This is a genomic window from Priestia veravalensis (assembly GCF_001457055.1).
GTDB classification, from domain to species: domain Bacteria; phylum Bacillota; class Bacilli; order Bacillales; family Bacillaceae_H; genus Priestia; species Priestia flexa.
Map to the genome: position 1 here is coordinate 1 of NZ_KQ758645.1, position 17,186 is coordinate 17,186.

Annotated in this window: 15 protein-coding genes and 1 other annotated feature; of the genes, 5 read left to right on the top strand and 10 right to left on the bottom strand. The window is 37.4% G+C overall.

Annotated elements, in window-relative coordinates:
- The first annotated feature begins 69 nt into the window (after positions 1-69).
- Entirely contained in the window at positions 70-231 is a 162-nt protein-coding gene (locus AS180_RS22490; RefSeq protein WP_156413469.1) for a hypothetical protein, read from the top strand.
- Between the two features lie 48 nt (positions 232-279).
- Here AS180_RS22490 and AS180_RS09610 read toward each other — a convergent pair whose 3' ends face one another.
- The 4 genes from AS180_RS09610 to AS180_RS09625 all read right to left on the bottom strand — a co-directional run bounded on the left by AS180_RS09610 (position 280) and on the right by AS180_RS09625 (position 4,661).
- Positions 280-1,875, bottom strand: a complete 1,596-nt coding sequence (locus AS180_RS09610) for an amidohydrolase (RefSeq protein WP_025909461.1) — start codon at positions 1,873-1,875, stop codon at positions 280-282.
- Between the two features lie 135 nt (positions 1,876-2,010).
- Positions 2,011-2,205, bottom strand: a complete 195-nt coding sequence (locus tag AS180_RS09615; RefSeq protein ID WP_025909462.1) for an alpha/beta-type small acid-soluble spore protein — start codon at positions 2,203-2,205, stop codon at positions 2,011-2,013.
- Positions 2,206-2,300: 95 nt separating this feature from the next.
- Entirely contained in the window at positions 2,301-3,512 is a 1,212-nt protein-coding gene (gene thiI / locus AS180_RS09620; protein ID WP_025909463.1) for a tRNA uracil 4-sulfurtransferase ThiI, read from the bottom strand.
- Positions 3,513-3,518: 6 nt separating this feature from the next.
- Entirely contained in the window at positions 3,519-4,661 is a 1,143-nt protein-coding gene (locus tag AS180_RS09625; RefSeq protein ID WP_062686747.1) for a cysteine desulfurase family protein, read from the bottom strand.
- Between the two features lie 265 nt (positions 4,662-4,926).
- On the opposite strand from AS180_RS09625, the gene brnQ reads away from it, so the two are divergent.
- On the top strand, positions 4,927-6,288 hold the full coding sequence (brnQ, locus tag AS180_RS09630) for a branched-chain amino acid transport system II carrier protein (protein WP_062686748.1): 1,362 nt from the start codon (positions 4,927-4,929) through the stop codon (positions 6,286-6,288).
- 53 nt (positions 6,289-6,341) lie between these two features.
- Here the strand turns inward: brnQ and ezrA are convergent, their stop codons facing one another.
- Positions 6,342-8,033 (bottom strand): septation ring formation regulator EzrA, encoded by a 1,692-nt coding sequence (gene ezrA / locus AS180_RS09635; RefSeq protein WP_025909466.1) that lies wholly within the window; start codon positions 8,031-8,033, stop codon positions 6,342-6,344.
- A 314-nt stretch (positions 8,034-8,347) separates the two neighbouring features.
- Between ezrA and hisJ the strand changes: the two genes are divergently transcribed.
- Positions 8,348-9,142, top strand: coding sequence for a histidinol-phosphatase HisJ (gene hisJ / locus AS180_RS09640; RefSeq protein WP_025909467.1), 795 nt, complete (start codon positions 8,348-8,350; stop codon positions 9,140-9,142).
- On the opposite strand, the gene refZ is transcribed toward hisJ, so the two are convergent.
- A complete protein-coding gene (gene refZ / locus AS180_RS09645) occupies positions 9,128-9,781 on the bottom strand; it encodes a forespore capture DNA-binding protein RefZ (RefSeq protein ID WP_025909468.1) in 654 nt (217 codons plus the stop codon). The two genes, hisJ and refZ, sit on opposite strands and share 15 nt — an antisense overlap.
- Positions 9,782-10,026: 245 nt before the next feature.
- On the opposite strand from refZ, the gene AS180_RS09650 reads away from it, so the two are divergent.
- Complete coding sequence (locus AS180_RS09650) at positions 10,027-10,506, top strand: GAF domain-containing protein (protein ID WP_025909469.1); 480 nt, start codon at positions 10,027-10,029, stop codon at positions 10,504-10,506.
- A gap of 35 nt (positions 10,507-10,541) precedes the next feature.
- On the opposite strand, the gene AS180_RS09655 is transcribed toward AS180_RS09650, so the two are convergent.
- Positions 10,542-12,374 carry a sensor domain-containing diguanylate cyclase gene (locus tag AS180_RS09655; RefSeq protein ID WP_025909470.1) on the bottom strand — a complete coding sequence of 611 codons (1,833 nt, stop codon included), beginning with the start codon at positions 12,372-12,374 and terminating at the stop codon, positions 10,542-10,544.
- 324 nt (positions 12,375-12,698) lie between these two features.
- Here AS180_RS09655 and rpsD point away from each other — a divergent pair, with 324 nt between their 5' ends.
- On the top strand, positions 12,699-13,301 hold the full coding sequence (gene rpsD, locus AS180_RS09660; RefSeq protein WP_062686749.1) for a 30S ribosomal protein S4: 603 nt from the start codon (positions 12,699-12,701) through the stop codon (positions 13,299-13,301).
- An 81-nt stretch (positions 13,302-13,382) separates the two neighbouring features.
- Here rpsD and tyrS read toward each other — a convergent pair whose 3' ends face one another.
- The 3 genes from tyrS to acsA all read right to left on the bottom strand — a co-directional run bounded on the left by tyrS (position 13,383) and on the right by acsA (position 17,034).
- Positions 13,383-14,639, bottom strand: a complete 1,257-nt coding sequence (gene tyrS / locus AS180_RS09665; protein ID WP_025909472.1) for a tyrosine--tRNA ligase — start codon at positions 14,637-14,639, stop codon at positions 13,383-13,385.
- Positions 14,640-14,698: 59 nt separating this feature from the next.
- Positions 14,699-14,914 (bottom strand) — a binding site (T-box leader).
- A 141-nt stretch (positions 14,915-15,055) separates the two neighbouring features.
- Positions 15,056-15,199 carry a hypothetical protein gene (locus AS180_RS22495; RefSeq protein WP_156413470.1) on the bottom strand — a complete coding sequence of 48 codons (144 nt, stop codon included), beginning with the start codon at positions 15,197-15,199 and terminating at the stop codon, positions 15,056-15,058.
- A gap of 119 nt (positions 15,200-15,318) precedes the next feature.
- Positions 15,319-17,034 (bottom strand): acetate--CoA ligase, encoded by a 1,716-nt coding sequence (gene acsA / locus AS180_RS09670; RefSeq protein WP_025909473.1) that lies wholly within the window; start codon positions 17,032-17,034, stop codon positions 15,319-15,321.
- Positions 17,035-17,186: the final 152 nt, after the last annotated feature.

The window sequence follows — 17,186 nt, forward strand, 5'->3', positions numbered from 1 at the left end:
CGATTGAGAGTTTCTCACTTTTAATCGTTCAGGTTTTTTGTTGATTGTGAAAACAATGTTGGAAACAGGGTGGAATGGAGCGTAGGACACTCGACTCCTGCGGGAAAGAGAGGGAAAACGGAGATCCCGCAGCGCAGCGAGGAAGCTCAGGTTCCTCCCCGCGGAAAGCGAGTGGCCGTAGCGCAATGGAACGAACGTGTTCAGACAAACCAAAAAGATTGGAACAGCTAGTGTTCGTCTCTTAGAAGCAATCATTTTGTTATGTCCCAAACTCTTTCTTTATGAACACTGATAAACAATCTCACCATTTATAATGGTGAAATGTACTTGCACTTCAAGTAGCTCATCCACGTTTATCTCAAATAAGTCCTTTTTAAACACCGTAAAGTCGCCAATGTATCCTTTTTTAATCTTTCCTTTTATATGTTCTTGGCTAGTTGCTTGGGCACTTCCTAATGTAAATAGCTGAATGGCTTGAAACATCGTTAACTTTTCTTTTGGCATATATTCAGGTAAGTCGCCTACCCCTACTTTGCGCGTTACGGCTGCGTGTATTCCTAGCAGTGGGTTAATTGGCTCTATAGGTGCATCCGAGCCTCCCGCACACATAATGCTGTTATCTAATAGAGTCTTCCATGCATAGCAATATTTTAAGTTTTCCTCACCTATCCTATCAATTACCCACGGAAAGTCACTTGCTAAAAAGCGCGGTTGAATGTCTAATACAACAGGTAAACGCTTCGTTCTTTCAATCAAATCTTTCCTTAAGATTTGTGCATGAATAATACGATCTCGAACCTTTTCACTAGGTGGATATTGCTCAATGCTATCTAATACGTATTCAAAAGCTAAATCACCGATAGCATGAATAGCTACAGGTCTGCTAAGCTCTCTCGCCTTTCGAACAAGCTGTTTAAGCTCTGGTAGGCTCTGAATAGCTAGCCCGTTTGTTGATGGATCACTTTTATATGGAAAGCTAAGCAGGGCAGATTGACTACCTAATGAACCATCAGCAAAAATTTTCATCGCACCAAATTCTAAAAATGCAGAGTGGGTAGACTGCTGTTTCACATATTCGTCCATTGATTCTACAACCCCATGATGAACAAGTAAGTTACAGCGAAATAAATTTCTTTGATCCTCTATTACTTTTTTAAACGCTTGGTATGTTCGTGTAAAACCACCATAATAATTTAAATCTTCCGTATGTACGCCCGTTAGTCCGTATTGAACACAATCTTTAATTGAAACCTGTAAAGCTTTTTCTAAATAAGCTTCTGATACAACTGGAATATGCTTGGTTACCAGTTCCTGTGCTTGATCTGCTAAAAAGCCCGTTGGCATTCCCAGCTCATCAACTTGAATGGCGCCTCCCTCTGGTGATTCAGTGCCTTTAGAGATTTTTGCTATCGTTAACGCTTTGCCATTAGCAAGCAACCCATGTCTACAAACACGTTTAAGAACAATTGGATGTTGGTCCGTAAGAGAATCTAAATCTCGATAATGAAGCAGTTCTCGATCATCCCACTGATTCTCATCCCATCCTTCTCCAATAATCCATTCCCCTGGTGGCGTTTGCTTAACCTTTTCCTGAACTAATTTCAATACCTCACTGGCAGAAGATGCTTGGGATAAGTCTAAACGAAGCAGTTTTTCTCCGTGTCCAATTAAATGTAAATGACTATCAACAAAACCGGGATACATGACGCTGCCATCTAAGTTTACTTCGTTTTGAGTATTTTTTTGTTGTGCATTTCTGACGTCACGTTCGAAACCAAGGTCTTCAATCATCCCATTTTCTACAAAAACACTCTCTACCCATTCTCCTTCTTGAGCCATTGTATAAATTTTTCCACCGTAAAACAATGTTCCCATCTCTCTCTCCCTTTCCCAAACGTACTTTACATTTAGTATAAAGCTTTGCCACAAATGGTGAAAGAAAATCACCAAAACGAAAAGAGTGAGGTTTCCCTCACTCTTCTTTAGCCATCATTATTCAGTTAATATGACTTATTTGTAGCTACCACCAAGTTGTTGTTCAGCCATTTGAACTAAACGTTTAGTGATTTCGCCACCAACAGAACCGTTAGCGCGAGATGTTGCTTCTGGTCCAAGGTTTACACCGAATTCAGAAGCGATTTCGTATTTCATTTGGTCGATAGCAGCTGCTGAACCAGGAGCTACTAATTTGCTTGTGTTTGGCATGTGTTTTCACCTCCTCGTTGCTTGTTGAATATAGAGTGTGTCAAAACACATGGCTCCATACGTTTTTTTTTTGGTAATTTTTATCTTTTTATTTTTTAAAATAAATCGTCGTCATTTCCAAGTAGATTTTGTGGCTCCAACGCCTTTATTTCAAGGGTTTCTGTATTTTGAACTGCTTCTTTTATAAGCGTATCAAAATCATAAAATTCTTCGTATCGATTTACTTTTTCACGTTTCGGCTTTGTTTTTGGTGCGCTTGGCGTAAAAATTGTACAACAGTCTTCATAAGGACGATTCGAAATCTCATGCGTATCAATTCGCTGAGCAATTTTAATAATATCCGTTTTGTCCATTGTGACAAGTGGTCGTAAGATTGGCGTGTTTGTCACTTCATTAATTGCATACATACTTTCAACCGTTTGGCTAGCAACCTGTCCCAAACTATCTCCTGTTACAATCGCTAAAGATTCTCTCTGAGCACGCAATAAATCCGTAATACGAAGCATCATTCTTCTTGTAGATGTCATCGTATAGTTTTCTGGAATCTGTTTTTGAATAGCTTGCTGAACAGCTGTAAACGGCACGATATGAAGTTTAATATTGGCATGATATTTCGTAAGCTTTTGAGCAAGATCAATTACTTTTTGCTTAGAGCGTTCGCTTGTAAACGGTGGGCTATAGAAATGAACTGCTTCAATCTCCAGACCTCTTTTCATCGCTAGGTAACCTGCAACAGGGCTATCAATTCCACCTGATAGCATAAGCATTGCGCGTCCGCTTGTACCTACTGGAAGCCCTCCAGCTCCTTGATAGTCAAAACACGTAATGTACGTTGCTTCACGACGAACTTCTACCCTGACATTTACATCAGGATTACGCACATCTACTTTCAAATTTGTTGTATTTCGCAAAATGTGACTACCAACTGCATAGTTAAGCTCACTGGTATCAAGTGGAAATTCTTTATACGCACGACGTGTTGATACTTTGAATGTTCTATTCTCTACATCAAACTCTTGCATCGCTTTTAACGCAGCTTCTTGAATGGCTTCTAGTTCATTTTCTACTTTTAAAGCTAAGCTAAAGCTCTGAATACCAAAAACTTCTTGAAGAAGTTCTACAATCGGCTCATGATTTTCTCCATTTAAATGAATGTACATACGATCTCTTGTATATTTAATATCCACGTTAGAAAATTGAGCTAAGGCATGAGCAATATTTTGGCGTAGCTGAGCAACAAATTTCTTTCGGTTTTGTCCTTTAGTTGAGATTTCTCCGTAGCGAATTAATATATGGTTATAAATCATTTATTTTTACCCCATTACTTTTTTTAGTTCTTCAATTACTGTGAAGATTGCATTAACTGTTGGCGTTATTTCATTAAAATCATTAAAATGAGACAGGCTAATACGAATTGACTGATCAGCTTCTTCGTAACTTTTCCCCATTCCTAATAATGTTTTACTAGGCTTTTGACGCTTAGAAGAACACGCTGATGTCGTAGATACAAAAACACCCTTTTCCTCTAGAGCATGAACGAACACTTCACCTTTGATTCCTTTTACTGTAAAATTTAAGATGTGAGGAGCGGCTCCTTCAGCTGGAGTGTTCATGATAATGCGCTCATGCTTTTCCAATTGGGACTTCAGTTCACTCTGCATCTTTTTCATTTTATTACTATTTTTCGACGCATGTTCCATGGTTAAACGCATTGCTTTTGCGAACGAGACAACTCCCGGCACATTTTCAGTTCCAGAGCGTTTCTGAAACTCTTGAGCCCCTCCACTAATTAATGGTGAAAGCTCAACCCCTTGGCTTATATACAAAATACCTGTTCCTTTTAAACCATGAATTTTATGACCTGATATTGTGCATAAATCAATATGAGCACCTCGCAATGAAAGAGGGACTTTTCCAATCCCTTGAACGTGATCTACGTGATATAAAACGGTTGGATACTCCTTCAGTATTTTTCCAATTTCCTCAATAGGTTGAATTGTTCCAATTTCATTATTAACATGCATGATTGAAACTAAAATAGTTTCAGCTGTAATTGCATCTTTAAGATCATGAGGATCCACAAACCCTTCTCTAGAAACAGGTAAATATGTTACATCAAAACCAAGCTCTTGTAATTGTTTAAAAGGTTCATGAACGGAGTCATGTTCAATAGCCGTTGTGATAATATGGCGGCCTCTATTTCTATATTTCATGGCTGTACCTTTTATCGCCATGTTATTTCCTTCCGTACCTCCAGATGTAAAAATAATTTCTTTAGGTGATACATGTAGTAATTGCCCTACTTGCTCTCTTGACTTTGTCATAAGATTTTCAGCTTGTACACCAAACTGATGGAGTGAAGAAGGATTTCCATAATATGTCGTAGCAACCTTTGTAAAAGATTGAATAACTTCATCGTAAGGCTTAGTAGTAGCACTATTATCTAAGTAAATCAATGTGCACGCCCCTTTAAGAATATTTAGAAACAACTTTTTATCTTAGCATACCTTCATTATTTTTTAAATGATGTTGTTTATTTATCCAAATGAAACAAATAATACTCTTAATTACTTTTCTAAAAGGAAAGCCTAAATAATATAATAACTGTCCGAAATATTAAACTGAATATTTAGATTTTTAAAATTTTCGACATTTTTTTTATGAAGTATGATAGTATGTATCAGAAACTTTATACTATTTCTATAAAACATAGGAGGCATTATGAAAAAAGAAGCATTGACTCGCAAAGAGACATTAGCTATTGGTTTAATGCTTTTTGCCCTATTTTTTGGTGCAGGTAATATGATTTTCCCTCCCTCGTTAGGACAACAAGCAGGGGTAAATACATGGAGCGCAACAGTTGGCTTTTTGATAACGGGTGTTGGATTGCCGTTACTAGGAATCATCGCCACATCTAAAACCAATGGAGATTTTACAAAAATAGCAAACAGAGTACATCCTATTTTCGGAATATTTTTTACAATTGTTTTATATCTAGCAATTGGACCTTTTTTTGGTATTCCAAGAACAGATACCGTAGCGTTTGAAATTGGTGTTACACCTTTCTTATCTGATAGCGCGTTAGCTAGTAATGTACCTTTAATGATCTATACAATTATTTTCTTTGGTATTACGTTATTTTTGTCATTGAACCCAACAAAAATTGTAGATCGCATTGGTAAGGTTTTAACACCGCTGTTGTTAACAGTTTTAGCTATACTTGTTCTAAAAAGTTTACTGACACCAATGGGAGAATTTCAACTTCCACAACCAAGGTACGAATCAGCTTCATTTGTAGCAGGGTTTGTTGATGGTTATTTAACAATGGACGCTATTGCAGCTCTTGTGTTTGGAATTGTTGTCATTTCAAGTATTCGAGAAAAAGGGATTGTAAATAGTCAGAAACTTTCGGCTATTTGTATTAAAGCAGGTTTTATTGCTGCTATTGGATTGATTTTAGTATATGTATCACTAGCTTATATTGGTGCATCTAGCGTAGAGTCTATTGGCATGCAAGCCAACGGAGGAGCAATTTTAACAGCTGTTGCTCGCGAGCTATTTGGCGGCTTTGGAACGATTATTTTAGGACTAGCAATTACATTTGCATGTTTAACTACATCAATTGGCTTAATTTCTGCTTGTAGTTCTTTTTTTAATCGAATCTTTCCAAAACTTTCTTATAAAGGTTTTGTAGTAGTGCTCACGATATTTAGTGCAGTTATTGCAAATGTAGGGCTAACACAGTTAATTTCTATTTCCGTACCAATCCTTACATTTATCTATCCAATTGCAATTAGCTTAATTGTCCTTTCTCTAGTTGCATCAGTACTGCGATTTGGCCGTGAAGTATATGTATTAGCAGTCGTTACAAGTTCTTTCTTTAGCCTCTTTGACGGGTTAAATGCTGCTAATTTAAAAATTGCAAGTATTGACAAGCTGTTTACAAATCACCTCCCGCTTTATAGCGATGGAATGGGCTGGCTAATTCCAACCCTTATCGCTTGTATCATTGGCTATATGATTAGTAAAATCCATGGAAGCTACGTCGAAGATTTGGAATCTTCTTCTCGCAAAGCTTCATAATTTCATATCAATTATAAAAAAACGCCAGCTGACTAAGCTGACGTTTTTTTATTCTATCTATTTGTGATCATAAACTGCTGGATTTTTTCTACCGCACCAGGGTCGACCTGTTCAATCGCACTAGCTACTTCGTTTAGAGCTTCTTTATATTCATATTTACGAAATAGCTCTTCTGCATCTCGTAGCGCTTGAGCTACCGATCCATACTGACTGCGGTAACGATTTCCATATTGAATCATCTTCTCCACAAGCTGCGCTTCTTCTAGAATTGCTTCCGTTTCTTCAAATGTCTCTTTTACAGCCTCTACAGCTTCACTAAGAAGAGCTTGGACTGCTTGGATGTTAAGAGGTTTTTCTTGAAGCTTTAACGTTGCGTCTTTCAAGAGGTGCATCGTCTTTTCTAACTGTACCTTATAGTATTCAGGTACACCTGGTAAATTACTTTTCTGAATCAACCTTTTTGCCTCAATAAGCTGAGACTTTAAATCCTCAATTTGCTCTTTAGCCGTTAGTTCGTCTTTTCTCAACGCTTGAAGCATATCGCTATAAGATTCTTGAGACTGTTGAAGCTGTTTTAGTTGCTTAGACACATCTTCAAGTTCTTCTTGAATAACGCTATAAGCTAAGTTATGTTCCGCTACTTTATCTGAGATATTATAATAAAGGTTCGTTAAACGCTTTAATTCACGATCCATTTTGTAATACAGCTCTAAGTCTTTCTCTTTAAAGTGATAGCTTTGTTGTACGAACAGTGTTTCATCTCGCAGTTCTCGGTTCTTATCTTGTAAAATCTTCAAGAAATGTGAAACCGTTTGAGATTCTTGATTCATCTTATGATATGAATACACTTCGTGCTCTAAAGCATCGTATAGTTGCTCTAAGCGTTCATTTACATCATCGAGCTTTGCCATTGCTTCTTCTACATAAAGCTCTTCGATTTGTTGAATAATCGTGTCTGTTTCATGTCTTAAAAATTCAATCGTTTCTTCAACTTGCAAATGATCTAACACGTAGCCGTCTCTGGTCATACCCATAAATCCATCAATTAGCTCTGAAAACTGAGCTGGAAGCGTAGTTTGACATTCTACTAACACTTTTGGAATTTGTTCTAAGCATGTATCAATTGTCGTTAAATCCGTTTTTAATTGCAGAACCGTTTCTCGCGCTTGTAAATAGTTTCCATTTACTGTTTCTTCTTCAAAAACAGCAAACTGTTTCTTTGCATGATCAATCGCTGCTTCCAGCGTTTTTTCCGCTTTTCCATACGAATAGCGATGCGCTAGCAACTTTTTCTTTACATGACGGTGCAACTGGTTAAGCTCTTCAATGTCATGACGATTATTTTGTTCGCTGCCAATGAGATTTTGTAATTCTGTTAATATATTCTCAATCTCAGCCTTTGTTTTATCTAACAGTTCATTAATATGTATAGATAGTTGCTTCGCTTTTTTAAAGCGGTATTTATCTGCACATTCTTCCGTTTCAAAAAGTAATTCATCAACTTTTGGAAGCTCAGTTGCTACGATTTCATCCCACTGTTCACGCCAGCGTTCAAATAGCTCTTCAGTTTGACCTGTCATGTTTAGTTCTTTTACTTTTGAAATTTCCTCTGCCACCGGCATATTCTCTAACTCCATCTTACGGGATTCAAGCCGGTCAATTTCCTGATAAATTTTTTTTCGTGAAAACATTCCGTACACAACTAATCCAATAATTAGTATGATTAGTGCAATAATAAATTCCATACTAAGCCCCCTTACAATACGTTCTACATGACAAGTTTCCTATTTATAAAAAGGGTTATTGTAATCCTTTAAATGTTTAAGCGTCAATGTTTTTATGATACCATGTAAAGCCTTGCTTTTGAGCAAAAATTTTAATTTTTTCACACAAAATATTGGAAATTTGTCGACTGTGTCTCCTTTTATCATTTCTTTCAAAGAAAAACCTTTTGCTTTTCTAAATTCATCGACAAAATTGCTGAAATTTTGAGTTCTACAGTTGAAGTTTTAGCCTACAACGTTACAATTAAAGAAAATGAAAGGAGTGATGCAAGTTGATGAAGGTAGACCGACATATCCACACACCATTTTGTCCACATGGCTCACAGGATTCATTACAAGCTTATGTAGAGAAAGCCATCCAATTAGGCTTCCAGGAAATTTCATTTACAGAGCATGCCCCGATTCCTGAGAATTTTGTTGACCCAACTCCGGAACAAGATAGCGGCATGTCGATGACACAGCTTGAAAATTATTTAAAAGATGTCCATCACATAAAAGAGCAGTATGCCAACGATTTAAAAATCAACGTTGGACTTGAAGTGGATTATATTGATGGATTTGAAACGAAAACTACGCAATTTTTAAATGAATACGGCCCTCACTTAGACGACAGCATACTGTCTGTTCACTTTTTAAGATTTGACCGTCAGTACTTTTGTTTAGATTATAGCCCCGAAGCATTTGCTCATATTGTACAGAAATTTGGGAGTGTAAGCAAAACATATGATAAGTACTACGAAACGCTGTTGAAGTCTGTAAACTATGACCTAGGACTTTTTAAGCCGAAGCGAATTGGACATATTACACTTGTTCACAAATTCAAAAAGCAATTTCCGTGTCCAAATCGATTTACTGAAAAAATTAATACGATTTTATTAGCTATTCAGCAACAAAACTTGGAGCTTGATTATAATGCAGCTGGACTCTTTAAACCTCTTTGTCAAGAAGCATACCCTGCTCCTGATGTGCTTGAATTAGCACGCAAAAAAAAGATCCCTCTTGTCTATGGATCAGATGCCCATTGTGCGAAGGACCTCGGTCAAGGTTACGAAACGCTATTTTCTTGTTAAACGCACGTACACTTGCTTTTTCGGTTCACGCTGTTCATATAGCATCGTTCGAATCCAAGCAGTTAGTTCGCCATTGTATTGCTCTAAAAAGTAGGTTTCTTGAGGCATAATATATAATACCTCTGTTAAATATTGTGGATGAAGGTAGGGCATCGAAAGCAGTGCTTTCAGCTGAATAATGATAAATGAAGGGTTAACCTTTCGAAATTCCCTATCTTCCATTCCTTTTTCTAAAACGGTTTTAAGGTAGTACTTTTCTTTTGTTAAGTATGTTGTCATAACTTCTCTTATGAACGTTGTGTCTAGTGAAATCTCGCGATATACAAGCCGCGCAATTGTACGGTTTTCGTGCTGATAATTCAGTACAGCAGAGACCATCCCCTGTAAACACTCCTTAGCATCTTTATATCCCCTGAGCTCAAATTCATTTTCAAGTTCTGCTATATAGCCTTCAAAGTAAGTTGTAACAAGCGTTTCTAATAGCCCTTCTTTACCTTCAAAGTAATATGAAATATTCGCTACGTTCACCTTTGCTTTTGTAGCAATCTCGCGTACTGAAGTTCCATCAAAACCTTTCGCGTTAAATAATGAAACCGCAGCGTCAATAATTCGTTCCTTCGTTTTAGCTTGAGCAACCATTTTTACCACCTCATCTTTTTTCAATCAAGTGATATTTAAGCAGGAATCACGTCTTCTTATACACAATCAAAGTCATTGCAAAATCCGAGAGAAATCGTTACATTATTTAAAAGGGTTTTATGGGCTTATCTACATAATTCGTGATAAGCTTCTAAGTTCCTGTAATCTTTTATCGACAAAGTCATGAACAGAACGACGCGCTTTGATACATTTTATACGTTTTATGTTGAATGGGGGAGAATAACATGTTTCATGTCGAAAACTATAGCGAATCAAGAGAAAAAAATTATGAACTTGTTTTAAAGCAACTTCGTGCATTAATTGACGGAGAAAATAATCTGATCGCAAACCTTTCTAATGCTTCAGCACTTTTAAACCAGTTTTTAGAAGATGTAAACTGGGTTGGATTTTATTTAACGGAAGGAAATCAGCTAGTGCTTGGCCCTTTCCAGGGCTTACCAGCATGCGTAAGAATTCCATTTGGAAGAGGTGTTTGTGGAACTGCCGCTGAAACACAACAAACGCAGCTTGTTGCTGATGTACATCAGTTTCCCGGTCATATCGCTTGCGATGCTGCATCTCAATCAGAGATTGTTGTCCCTATTGTAAAAGACGATAAATTAATTGGTGTGTTGGACATCGATAGCCCAATTAAAAACCGTTTTGATGAACTAGACCAAGCTTATTTAGAGAAGTTTGTTGAAGCTTTGCTAGAAGCAATGTAATAAATAATAAAGAGGATGCTTAAGCATCCTCTTTATTATTTATACTCTTGAATAACGGCTTGGTTTTTTCCTCTTTTTTTCGCTTCATACAATGCTAGGTCAGCCCGCTTAAATAGTTTCTCAGTTGAATCTTGTTGTTCTTGAGACCAAAAAGAAATACCAGAGGAAATTGTTGTCTTTGGGATTGTTTCTTCTTCTACACGCTTAACAAGCCGATTCGCTATGCGCTTTGCGATACTTAATGTAGTGCAGGGCAAGTAAACAGCTAATTCTTCCCCGCCCCACCTTGCTGCTACATCATTTAACCTAATATTCCTTTTAATAATATTTGATATTTGAATGATAATATCATCTCCTACTTGATGACCATATGTATCGTTTATTCTCTTAAAATTATCAATATCTAATAAAATAAATGAGCCGCCCGAATCTTTTCTCATAGACTCTTCAATACACTGATCCAAGTGTTTCCTCGAATAAAGCTTACTCAAATGATCTGTCACGACTAACTTTTCTAATTCATCTCGCAGCATCGCGTTCACAAATGCAAGCGTTGAATGATGAACAATCTCCTGAACGAGCTTAAATGTATCAAAAGAGAAGAAATAAGGTTGCTTATGAAGAACCATTACCATACCTTTTAACTGTTGGTCTTGAACCATCGGTACAGCAATTAGTGATTGAAATGTAACAAGTTCATCATTCAGCTCTCCAACTATATTGTTTATAAACAACGATTCATTCTCCTGAGTAATCCTTTTATATGCATACTCAATATAGTATCTCGCACCAGGGGTGTCAAAAAATGCAGTGTTTCCTTTTAATGGGGCATAATAATCATCCTCAAAGAAGATTACGCCAACCTCTTGAGCATCAAATGATGTCATAATTCGATTCGACACATAATGAATACCGTCGTGTAGATTTAATTTTTCGTTTAAATGACGTGATGTTTCATTAATGAGCTTTAAATCGGTAAGGTTCTTTTGCGAACGTACATAAAGCTGTACCTTCTCCAATGCCCCTGCTGTGACGCTGATTAATTGCTTAATAAAGGGGATTTCTGAATGTGAAAAAAAAGATGGTGTACTCTTTTCCATAATAAGCACACCATAAGTTCCCTGCGAACCTACAAGAGGTGCATAAACTTTGAAGCCTGTACTATCTGTTGAAACTACGTCAACCTCACCTGTCACATAAATATTCATTAGCTCTTGATCATCGTATGATAGGGGCAAGATTTTATCGATATACCGCCCACGATAATCATGGGCAACATAAATTTTATGTTGATACGTTGGATACATACCTTCCAATACGCTTATCACTTTTTCTAATATGTAATCCATGTTCATGGAACGGTTAAATGCTTCTGTTAATTCGTATAGCTCCTTATATCGCGCCTTATCAATGGATGTTTGATAATGGGCATATACTTTCTTTAGAAATGCAATACACTGCTTGCTAAGCTCTGTTAAAAAGCTATTACTATTTCCCTTTACTAAATTCGTTCTTTCTATACCAAACAAACAATGATAATGCTCAATTGTTAGCGCCATTACAATATACGAATCTGTCACATAATAGCTTTGTTGAGTATGTAACGGTAAAGAGTTAAGAAGGTCTAATACCTCTTTTTCACCCTTATCATTGCTTTGATTACCTTTTTTATTTACAGATGCTATTAATTTATAGCCATAGAGTTCTCCTGCTTTTAACGCAATAAAACCACTGCTAGATTCCAATATAGAAATGATGCTCTGCACCATTTTATCTAATGTTTGTCGTAATGATTCAGCATTGTCATTAACGTGCGTTAATTCAAATAAACGTCCTTTTAATTCTCTCAAAACTTCTTGTTGATTCATTTCATTATCACCTACACCATTAATTCCTCTTCTAAACCATTCTTTTATTATAATAAAAAATCCTGTTTTTTCCTATCATAACCTTTTAAATTAACAGGCTTGACAATCTGATGTAGAAAACATATAATACTCGTTGTGTAAAATATTGCAGCTTATACAGTCTTCTTTATGTTTTTTCATTTTGTTCCTCAGCATGAGCTGATGGTGTATCGTGTAACTCTCTGCTGCTAGAGCGATGGTACATGAAAACAAAATGAGCATATCGTTAGAATGTGTCTGTTTTTGTTTTGCATAAAATAAAAACACAAACAAGGAGGAGTCATCATGGCTCGTTATACAGGTCCAAGTTGGAAAATTTCTCGTCGTTTAGGTCTTTCTCTAAGCGGTACAGGTAAAGAATTAGAAAAACGCCCTTACGCTCCAGGTCCACATGGCCCAGGACAACGTAAGAAAATTTCTGAGTACGGTTTACAATTACAAGAAAAGCAAAAATTACGTCACATGTATGGCGTAAACGAGCGTCAATTCCGTAACTTATTCGTTGCTGCTGGTAAATTAACTGGTAAGCACGGTGAGAACTTCATGATTCTTTTAGAATCTCGTCTTGATAACTTAGTATACCGTATGGGTCTTGCACGCACTCGTCGTCAAGCTCGTCAATTAGTTAACCACGGTCACATCTTAGTTGATGGTAAACGCGTTGACATTCCCTCTTACCGTGTACAACCTGGTCAAGTGATTGGTGTTCGCGAAAAATCTCGCAACCTTTCAATTATTAAAGAATCTGTAGAAGCTACAAACTTCGTACCAGACTACTTAACTGTAGATGCAGAAAAATTAGAAGGTACTTTCACTCGCTTACCTGAGCGTACTGAATTATCTCCTGAAATCAACGAAGCACTAATCGTAGAGTTCTACTCTCGTTAATAGTAAAAAAAGATTCCCTCTATTGGGAGTCTTTTTTTGTTTACTCATGAAAAAAGACGCTCAAACTTGAGCGTCTTTTCATTAATATTGAATTAACGTATATTTTTTCTTACCGCGTCGAATAACTGTGAACTGCCCTTCAATACGGTCTGCTTCCGTCATTACTTTTTGAAGATCTTGAATACGTTCTCCATTAATATAAATTGCCCCGTTTGTTACATCTTCACGTGCTTGACGTTTAGACGGAGAAATTTTACTTTCAACAAGTAAATCGATAAGTCCTACTTCTTCACCACTATGATTGTAAGAAGGTACATCTTTAAATCCTTCTTTAATTTCTCCTGCAGTTAACTCAGCAATGTTACCATTAAATAACGCTTGTGAAATACGAATTGCTTGCTCTAGAGCTGCCTTCCCATGAACAAGTTCTGTCATTTCACCCGCTAACGCTTTTTGAGCTTCACGTTTTTCAGGCGCTTCATTGGCAGATGCTTCAAGCGCCGTAATCTCTTCATGAGATAAGAACGTAAAATATTTTAAGTATTTTACAACATCGCGGTCATCTGTGTTGATCCAGAACTGATAGAACTCATAAGGGCTTGTCTTTTCAGCATCTAACCAAACTGCTCCACCTTCTGTTTTACCGAACTTTGTACCGTCAGCTTTTGTTACAAGCGGAACTGTTAAACCAAATGCCTTTGCATCTTCTTCAGATTTACGAATTAGTTCAAGGCCAGCTGTAATGTTCCCCCACTGGTCGCTTCCCCCAATTTGCAGCTTACAGTTATACGTTTTGTATAAGTTTAAGAAGTCATAAGACTGTAAAATCATGTAGCTAAATTCTGTGAAAGAAATTCCTGACTCAATGCGTGATTGAACAGAATCTTTTGCCATCATATAATTAATACCAAAGTTTTTGCCGATATCACGTAAGAATGTAATCACATCTAGAGATCCAATCCAGTCATAGTTATTTGCAATAACCGCTTGATTATCCCCGTTTTCAAAATCTAAGAAGCGAGATAGCTGACCTTTAATACGATCACTAAACATCGCTACCGTTTCTTTTTCATTTAACGTACGTTCTGCTTTTTTCCCACTTGGATCTCCAATAAGACCTGTACCTCCACCAACTAGTGCAATTGGTTGATGACCAGCTTGCTGGAAGCGACGTAAAATTAACACGGGTAATAAATGACCAATGTGTAAGCTATCAGCCGTTGGGTCGAATCCACAGTATAAGCGAACTGATTCAGAATTTAATAACTCACTTAATCCTTTTTCATCCGTTTGTTGATTAATAAGACCACGGAATTCAAGATCTTGTAAAATGTTCATCTAAGTTTCTCTCCTTTAATATATCTTTCAAAACAACACAAAAACGCCCCTTCTATAAAAGAAGGGACGAAAATATCGCGGTACCACCCTATTTGAAAATAACAACGGTTATTTTCCACTTAAACGATGTAACGGTCTTCCCGTCTTTTGCTACTAACACGTTCACAAAAGATGCTCAAGGATGTACTTCATATCTGTCTATGGCTGATTTACACCGACCACCAGCTCTCTTTAACAGGGAGACAGCTACTACTTTTTCCTATCTCTGCATTTTATATTAAAAAAATCTATACAGCATTATTATGAATGATTTCATTTTAAAATTCAAGTAGCAATCTATGTGATAAAAACTAAAAGAGAGTGAGACATAACAAAACAAATTTCCAAAAAGACGAACACTCCCTTTTCTCACCTCTTTACGTTGTCAGAACACGTTCGTTCCATTGCACTACGGCCGCTCGCTTTCCGCATGGAGGAACCTGAGCTTCCTCGTTGCGCTGCAGGATCTCAGGTTTCCCTCTATTTCCCGCAGGAGTCGAGTGTCCTACACTCCGTTCCACCCTGTTTCCAACATTGTTTTCACAATCAACAAAAAACCTGAACAATTAAAAGTGAGGAACTCTCAACCGTTCAGGTTTATCATTGGCTGAATTACTTAGGTCCCAGCCTCTTTTTTCGATTAATCTTCCATAGTTGATAAATCACCTGTTGGAAGATCTAACTCCCATGCTTTTAAAACACGTCGCATAATCTTACCGCTTCTTGTTTTTGGAAGCTTGTCTCTAAATTCAATTTCACGCGGTGCTGCATGAGCAGCCAACCCTTTTTTCACGAACTGACGTATTTCCTCAATCAGCTCATCTGAAGGCTCGTGCCCATCTCTCAATGCGATAAATGCTTTGATAATCTCACCACGAACCGGATCTGGTTTTCCGATAACGCCCGCTTCAGCAATTGCTGGATGTTCCACAAGCTTACTTTCGACTTCAAACGGTCCTACTCGCTCACCAGCCGTCATAATAACATCATCAATTCGCCCTTGGAACCAGAAATAACCGTCTTCATCCATATAAGCTGAATCTCCTGATACATACCAATCACCTGGCATAAAATAAGATTCATATTTTGCTTGGTTATTCCAAATTGTATGCATCATAGAAGGCCAACCTTTTTTAATCGCTAAATTCCCCATTCGATACGGTGGAAGTTCTTGGCCCTGATCATCCACAATAGCCGCTGTTACGCCTGGAATCGGCTTGCCCATTGATCCTGGCTTAATCTTCATGCACGGGTAGTTACAAATCGTTTGAGCACCTGTTTCTGTCATCCACCACGTATCATGGATACGCTTTTGAAACACTTTCATTCCCCATCGCACAACTTCAGGATTTAGCGGTTCACCTACACTTAAAACATGACGAAGCTGAGACAGATTATAGCGTTTTATAAGTTCATCTCCTGCTCCCATTAGCATACGAAAAGCAGTAGGCGCACTATACCATACGGTAATACCGTATTCTTCAAGAGCCTGATACCATGAGTCTGGACTAAAGCGCCCACCAATAATGACATTTGTTGAACCAGTTAGCCACGGGCCAAAAATACCGTAAGATGTGCCTGTAACCCAACCGGGATCAGCCGTACACCAATAAACATCTTCATCTTTTAAGTCCAACACCCATTTAGCAGTTTGATAGTGTTGTAGCATCGCATTATGAACATGTAAAACACCTTTTGGCTTACCAGTTGAACCTGATGTGTAGTGCAACAGCATACCATCAGTTCGATCAACCCATTCAATTTCAACTTCTTTACTTGCTTGTGCAATACGCTGATTAAAATCTAAAAATGGTCCATGCTCTTCTACTTCTTCACCTACAAGAAGAACATGCTTTAAAGCGGGTAGTTCCTGAACGGGTACACGTTGGAGTAATTCTGGAGTTGTAATTAATACTTTCGCTTCACTATCTTCAAGTCGATCTTTTACAGCACCTTCCATAAATGCTTCAAACAATGGACCAACAATAGCACCTAGTTTAATAGCACCTAAAAGAGCAAAATACAATTCCGGGGATCTCGGCATAAAAATAAAAACGCGATCTCCTTTTTCAACATCTGCCTGCTTTAAAACGTTCGCTGCTTTATTCGACCAATCTTTCATTTCACGATACGTATACTTTTCATTACGATTCGCATCCCTGTAATAAAGCGCTACTTTGTTTTTACGCGTAGAGTTTGCGTGCCTATCGATTGCTTCATAAGCAGCATTTAGTTTACCTGTTTCATGCCAAGAAAATTCTTTTTCCACCTGCGACCAATCAAATTCTGTATACATTTGATCATAGTCCTGTAAATTATACTCACCGTTAATTACAGGAAGCGCTTCCACTTTCAACACAAACTCCCCCTTATGTAAATATTCTCATTCCTATTATATAACAGAGCTTTAATTTTCTCAATTTTAAAAATATTTATTGGGATGATGCTCTGTTCTCGATAGAATAATTCGACTAATTTTACCAATTTCCTTTTTTTCTTGATAAATTT

Coding starts and splice junctions, on each gene's coding strand:
- rpsD (WP_062686749.1), top strand. CDS start 12,699: ATGGCTCGTTATACAGGTCCAAGTTGGAAAATTTCTCGTCGTTTAGGT.
- tyrS (WP_025909472.1), bottom strand. CDS start 14,639: ATGAACATTTTACAAGATCTTGAATTCCGTGGTCTTATTAATCAACAA.
- AS180_RS09650 (WP_025909469.1), top strand. CDS start 10,027: ATGTTTCATGTCGAAAACTATAGCGAATCAAGAGAAAAAAATTATGAA.
- AS180_RS09655 (WP_025909470.1), bottom strand. CDS start 12,374: ATGAATCAACAAGAAGTTTTGAGAGAATTAAAAGGACGTTTATTTGAA.
- thiI (WP_025909463.1), bottom strand. CDS start 3,512: ATGATTTATAACCATATATTAATTCGCTACGGAGAAATCTCAACTAAA.
- hisJ (WP_025909467.1), top strand. CDS start 8,348: ATGAAGGTAGACCGACATATCCACACACCATTTTGTCCACATGGCTCA.
- AS180_RS09615 (WP_025909462.1), bottom strand. CDS start 2,205: ATGCCAAACACAAGCAAATTAGTAGCTCCTGGTTCAGCAGCTGCTATC.
- ezrA (WP_025909466.1), bottom strand. CDS start 8,033: ATGGAATTTATTATTGCACTAATCATACTAATTATTGGATTAGTTGTG.
- brnQ (WP_062686748.1), top strand. CDS start 4,927: ATGAAAAAAGAAGCATTGACTCGCAAAGAGACATTAGCTATTGGTTTA.
- refZ (WP_025909468.1), bottom strand. CDS start 9,781: ATGGTTGCTCAAGCTAAAACGAAGGAACGAATTATTGACGCTGCGGTT.
- AS180_RS09610 (WP_025909461.1), bottom strand. CDS start 1,875: ATGGGAACATTGTTTTACGGTGGAAAAATTTATACAATGGCTCAAGAA.